This window comes from Pseudomonas sp. C2B4 (assembly GCF_013359695.1).
Lineage (GTDB): Bacteria > Pseudomonadota > Gammaproteobacteria > Pseudomonadales > Pseudomonadaceae > Aquipseudomonas.
This window is the reverse complement of record NZ_JABFMU010000047.1, coordinates 45,397-51,476: the sequence shown is the minus strand read 5'-3', so window position 1 is coordinate 51,476 and position 6,080 is coordinate 45,397. Positions and strand designations below refer to the sequence as shown.

The following is a 6,080-nucleotide window of genomic DNA, read 5'->3' as shown; positions in this document are numbered from 1 at the left end:
GTGCCTGCTCGCGAAAGCGGTGGGTCGGTCAGTATCGATGTTGGATGTGATGGCCTCTTCGCGAGCAGGCTCGCTCCCACAGGGATTCACTGTGTCTTCAGGCAGGCAAAAAAAGCCCCGCGACCGAATGGGGCGCGGGGCAAAGAATTGGTTGGTTGCGGCCAACCAAAGGAGCTCTGTCAAAACGGTTACTTGCTGGCGACTGTCTCCGGCTGCCAGCCGCCACCGAGGGCCTTGTAGATCGCGACGATGCCGCGATACAGATCGACTTCGGCCTGGGCCTGGGTGTCTTCCGCCGCCAACCGCTCACGCTGGGCATCGAGCAGCACGAGGAAATCGGCAGTGCCTTCGCGGTAGCGGATTTCGGCGAGATCCGCCGCGGAACGGCTCGACTCGCTCTGGCGAATCAACGAAATCAGCCGCTGTTGGCGTTTGCCGTAGTCGCTGAAGGCGTTTTCCGATTCTTCCAGGGCCAGCAGTACCTGCTGCTCGTAGGTCGCCAGGGCGCCTTCGGCATCGGCGTCGGCGCCGCGTATGCGGGCTTTTACGCTACCCAGGTCAAACGCCGCCCAGGTGATGCTCGGGCCCAGTGCCCAGGCGTTGGCCGCCGAGGAACCGATCTGCGAACCCCGTCCGGCGGTCCAGCCGAGGAAACCGCTGAGGCTGACACGCGGGAACAGATCAGCCTTGGCCACGCCGATACGTGCCGTGGCCGAAGCCAGTTTGCGCTCGGCGCTGAGGATGTCCGGACGGCGTTGCAGCAGCTCGGCGGGATCACCGATCGGCAAGGCCTTGGCAATCGCCGGCAAGTCTTTCGGGCTCAGGTCCACGGTCAACTTGTCCGGGCGCTGGCCCAGCAGGGTGGCGATACGGTTTTTCTGCCGGACCTGTTCGGCCTGCAATTGCGGCACGCTGGCTTCGACCGAAGCCAGGCGGGCATCGGCGCGTTCCACATCGAGCTGATCGCCCACGCCGGCATCACGCAGGCTGATGGTGATCTTGCGCGACTCCTGCTGGTTGTTCAGGTTGGCCAGGGCAATTTTTTCCCGCAGTTGCGCACCCCGCAGCTGACCGTAGGCGTCCACCAGTTCGGCAATCATGGTGACTTGCAGCTGGTACAGATCAGCCTCAAGTGCCTGTTGCTCGGCATCGGCCGACTCCAGGTTGCGCTGGATGCGGCCAAACAGGTCGATCTCCCACGCCATGTCCAGACCCAGGTCGTAGCGTTCGCTATTGACCCGCTGGGTGGTTTCGCCAGGAATCTGCCCTTTGCCCAAATCGCTGCTGACACGGCTGGTGACGGTCGGCATGGCGTCATTGCTGACATCATCGCGGATCGCCCGGGCCGCTTTCCAGCGAGCGAAGGCGACGCGCAAATCACGGTTGCCCTTGAGGGACTCGGTCACCAACTGGTTGAGCGTTGGGTCTTCGAACTGCTGCCACCAGATGCCTTCGAAGCGCGAGCGGTCGAAGTTCTTCTGGCCGGCAGCACCGTCGGTGGCCGTGGTGATGTTGGCAGGCTCGGTGGCTGGGGTCTTGTAGTCCGGGCCGACGGCACAGGCGCTCAGCGCCAGTACCAGCAGGCTCGGCAGAAAGGCTTTCAGACTCATTAATGCGACTCCAGTTGCGATTGCACTTTCAAGGCCTTGGCCGCCTTGCGCGCTTCACCACGCTCGACGAAGTTACGGATCAGTACGTAGAACACTGGCGTCAGCAACAGACCGAAGAAGGTTACCCCGAGCATCCCCGAGAACACCGCCACACCCATGGCGTGACGCATTTCGGCACCGGCACCGCTGGAGAACACCAGTGGCACCACACCCATGATGAACGCGAAGGAGGTCATCAGGATCGGCCGCAGACGCAGGCGGCAGGCCTCGAGTACCGCAGCCAGCGGGTTCATGCCTTCCAGCTGTTTATCCTTGGCGAACTCGACGATCAGAATCGCGTTCTTACAGGCAAGCCCCACCAGTACGATCAAGCCGATCTGGGTAAAGATGTTGTTGTCGCCACCGGAAGCAATCACCCCGGTAATGGCCGACAGCAGGGTCATCGGCACAATCAGGATCACCGCCAGTGGCAGGCTCCAGCTTTCGTACTGGGCCGCGAGCACCAGGAACGCCAGCAGCACGCAGAGCGGGAACACGAACAGCGCGGTGTTGCCGGACAGAATCTGCTGGTAGGTCAGGTCGGTCCACTCGTAGGTCATGCCGTTCGGAAGTTCTTCCTTGAGCAGTTTTTCGATGGCTTTCTCGGCCTGGCCGGAGCTGTAGCCGGGGGCTGCGGCACCGTTGATTTCAGCGGTGATGAAGCCGTTGTAGTGCATCACGCGATCCGGCCCCGAGGTGTCGCTGACCTTGATGAAGGTCGCCAGCGGGATCATCTCGCCCTTGTTGTTACGCACTTTCAGCTGGCCGATCTGGTCGGATTCGAGGCGGAACTGCTGTTCGGCCTGAACGTTGACCTGATAGGTGCGACCGAAGCGGTTGAAGTCGTTGGCATACAGCGAACCCAGGTAAATCTGCAGGGTGTCGAAGATGTCGCTGACGGCCACGCCGTGGGTCTTGGCTTTTTCCCGGTCGATGGCAGCATCGACCTGCGGCACGTTCACGGTGTAGCTGGTGAACAGGTTGGCCAGTTCCGGAACGCTGTGGCTCTTGGCAATGATGTTCATGGTTTGCTTGTACAGCTCTTCGTAGCCCAGGTTGCCCCGGTCTTCGATTTGCAGGCGGAAACCACCAATGGTGCCCAGGCCCTGTACCGGTGGCGGCGGGAAGATCGCCATGTAGGCTTCCTGGATTCCGGCGTACTGGCCGTTCAAGGCACCGGCAATTGCACCGGCGGACATGCTCGGGTCTTTACGCTCCTCGAAAGGCTTGAGGGTCACGAACACGATGCCGGCGTTCGGACTGTTGGTGAAACCGTTGATCGACAGGCCAGGGAAGGCCACCGCGCTTTCCACGCCTGGCTGTTTCAGAGCCAGGTCGGACATGCGTTTGATCACGTCTTCAGTACGGTCCAGGCTCGCCGCATCCGGCAGTTGCGCGAAGGCCACCAGGTATTGCTTGTCCTGGCCGGGCACGAAACCGGTCGGGGTGCTGGAGAAACCGAAGAAGGTCAGGACCATCAGGCCTGCGTACAACAGCAGGGCGATACCGCTGCTGCGGATCACGCGGGCCACCGTACCCACGTAACCGTGGCTGGCCTTTTCAAAGAAGCGGTTGAACGGGCGGAACAACCAGCCACCGAATATCTTGTCGAGGACCTTGGAGAAACGGTCTTTCGGTGTGTCATGCCCCTTGAGCAATACCGCGGCCAGTGCCGGCGACAGGGTCAAGGAGTTGAAGGCCGAGATCACCGTGGAGATGGCGATGGTCAGGGCGAACTGCTTGTAGAACTGTCCGGTCAACCCGGAAATGAACGCTGCCGGGACGAACACCGCGCACAGCACCAATGCTGTGGCGATGATCGGACCTGTCACTTCACCCATGGCTTTTTTGGTGGCCTCCATCGGTTCGAGGCCCAGCTCGATGTTCCGCTCGACGTTCTCGACCACCACGATCGCATCGTCGACCACGATCCCGATGGCCAGTACCAGTCCGAACAGCGACAGCGCGTTCAACGAGAAGCCGAACAGGTGCATCACGGCAAACGTACCGATCAGCGACACCGGCACCGCCACCAACGGAATGATCGAGGCGCGCCAGGTCTGCAGGAACAGGATCACCACCAGCACCACGAGGATCAGCGCTTCGAAGAGGGTGTGAACCACCGCCTCGATGGAGCCGCGCACGAAGATCGTCGGGTCATAGACGATGCTGTAGTCCATGCCTTGCGGGAAGTTCTTCTTCAGTTCTTCCATCTTGCCCCGAACTTCGTTCGAGATTTCGATGGCGTTGGAACCCGGGCGCTGGAAGATCGGGATCGCCACCGCCGGCTGGTTGTTCAGCAACGAACGCAGGGCGTATTGGCTGGAGCCCAGCTCGACGCGGGCGATGTCCTTGAGGCGAGTGATTTCACCGTTGTCGCCTGCGCGAATGATGATGTTCTCGAACTCTTCCTCGGACACCAGGCGGCCCTGGGTGTTGATCGACAGCTGGAAGCTTTGGGCATTCGGGGCCGGAGGCGCGCCCAGTTGACCGGCCGCGACCTGACGGTTTTGCTCACGAATGGCGGTGACCACATCCGTTGCGGTCAGATTGCGCGAAGCGGTCTTGTTCGGATCGAGCCAGACACGCAGCGAGTAATCGCCCATGCCGAACAGCTGCACATCCCCGACGCCGCCCAGGCGAGCGAGCTCATCCTTGATGTTGAGGATCGCGTAGTTGGACAGGTAGAGCATGTCGTAGCGTTTGTCCGGCGAGGTCAAGTGCACCACCATCGTCAGGTCGGGCGACGCCTTGTCCACGGTGATACCGATGCGCGTCACTTCCTCGGGAAGCTTGGGCTCGGTCCGGGTCACGCGGTTCTGCACCTGCACTTGCGCGTTATCCAGGTCAGTACCCAGCGCGAACGTGATGGTCAGGGTGATCTTGCCGTCGGCGGTCGACTGCGAGGACATGTACAGCATGTTCTCGACGCCGGTGATGGCTTGCTCCAGCGGAGCGGCCACGGTTTCACCGATGACTTTGGGGTTGGCGCCGGGGAAGTTGGCACGGACCACCACGGTCGGTGGCACCACTTCCGGGTATTCGCTGATCGGCAACTGGAACAGCGAGATGGCACCGGCGATCAGGATCAGCAGCGAGAGCACCGCTGCGAAGATCGGCCGTGTAATGAAGAATTGGGAAAAATTCATCGGAGTCGTTATCCCTTAACCGCGTGGGGTCGCAGCAGCCAGTTTCACAGCCGTGCCTGGTGCGACCTTGGCAGGTGCGACTTGGGGCAGGTTGCTGGCTTCCAGCGCTTGTCGTTGTTGTGCCAGGGCCGCGAGGGTTTGCTCGCTGGCCATCGGGATCACTTCAGGGCTGACCGGCGAACCGGGACGTACCCGTTGCAGGCCCTTGACGATGATGGTGTCGTCCTTGTTCAAGCCATTACGCACGATGCGCAGGCCTTCGATTTTCGGACCCAGTTCGACGGCGCGGTAAGCGGTCTTGTTGTCGCCATCCATCACCAGCACAAACTTCTTGCCCAGGTCGGTGCCGACCGCTTCATCGTTGATCAGCATGGCGTTGTAGGTGCCGCTGCCCACCAGTTTCAGGCGTGCATAAAGACCCGGGGTGTAGCTGCCATCGCTGTTGTCGAACACGGCGCGACCACGGATGGTGCCGGTCTTGGGGTTGACCTGGTTGTCGACGAAGTTCATCTGGCCCAGGTGCGGGTTGCCGTCCTCGTTGGACAGGCCCATGTACACCGGGGTGGTGGCGCCGCGTTTGCCCTGGCGGGCGAGCTGGGTGTACTTGAGGAACACACGCTCGTCGGCGTCGAAGTAGGCGTAAACCTTGTCGGTGGACACCACGCTGGTCAGCGGGGTGGTATCGGCGGTGACCAGGTTGCCGGCGGTGATTTCCGCACGGCTGACGCGACCGCTGATGGGGGCGGTGACGCGGGTGAAGCTCAGGTTCAGTTTCGCCAGATCAAGCTGTGCCTGAAGGGCGCCTACAGCGGCGCGGGCTTCCTGGGCAGCACTGGTGCGCGAGTCGGCCAGCTCAGCGGAAATCGCGTTGCTGGTGCGCAGTCGTTCGCCACGCTGGGCTTCGTTTTCGCTGCGGGTGGCATTGGCGCGGGCCTGGGCGACCAGCGCTTCAAGGCGGCGGACTTCAGCCTGGAACGGACGCGGGTCGATCTGGAACAGCAGGTCGCCTTTCTTGACCAGCGCGCCTTCAGTGAAGGCCACTTCATCAATCTGGCCGGACACCCGTGGACGAATCTCGACGGTTTCCGGGGCTTCAAGGCGCCCGGTGAACTCGTCCCACTCGTTGACCGGTTGCTCCAGCACCTTGGCCACGCTGACCTTGGCCGCAGGCGGGGCGCCGGCGGTTTCGGGCGCCTTGCCGCACGCGCTCATCACCACTACGGCCAACAGAGCCAACGGGAAGCGCAAATGTTTGAGTGACTGTTCCATGGATGCATCCGCC

3 protein-coding genes are annotated in these 6,080 nt (G+C 61.9%); all 3 read right to left on the bottom strand.

Going from position 1 to position 6,080, the window contains the following annotated elements:
* Positions 1 to 188: 188 nt before the first annotated feature.
* The 3 genes from HNQ83_RS23745 to mexE are packed head-to-tail and all read right to left on the bottom strand — an operon-like array spanning position 189 to position 6,067.
* Complete coding sequence (locus HNQ83_RS23745; RefSeq protein WP_175391191.1) at positions 189 to 1,610, bottom strand: efflux transporter outer membrane subunit; 1,422 nt, start codon at positions 1,608 to 1,610, stop codon at positions 189 to 191.
* On the bottom strand, positions 1,610 to 4,798 hold the full coding sequence (locus HNQ83_RS23740; protein WP_175391190.1) for an efflux RND transporter permease subunit: 3,189 nt from the start codon (positions 4,796 to 4,798) through the stop codon (positions 1,610 to 1,612). Before HNQ83_RS23740 ends, HNQ83_RS23745 begins: the two co-directional genes overlap by 1 nt.
* 15 nt (positions 4,799 to 4,813) lie before the next feature.
* Entirely contained in the window at positions 4,814 to 6,067 is a 1,254-nt protein-coding gene (mexE, locus tag HNQ83_RS23735) for a multidrug efflux RND transporter periplasmic adaptor subunit MexE (protein ID WP_175391189.1), read from the bottom strand.
* Between the last annotated feature and the right edge of the window lie 13 nt (positions 6,068 to 6,080).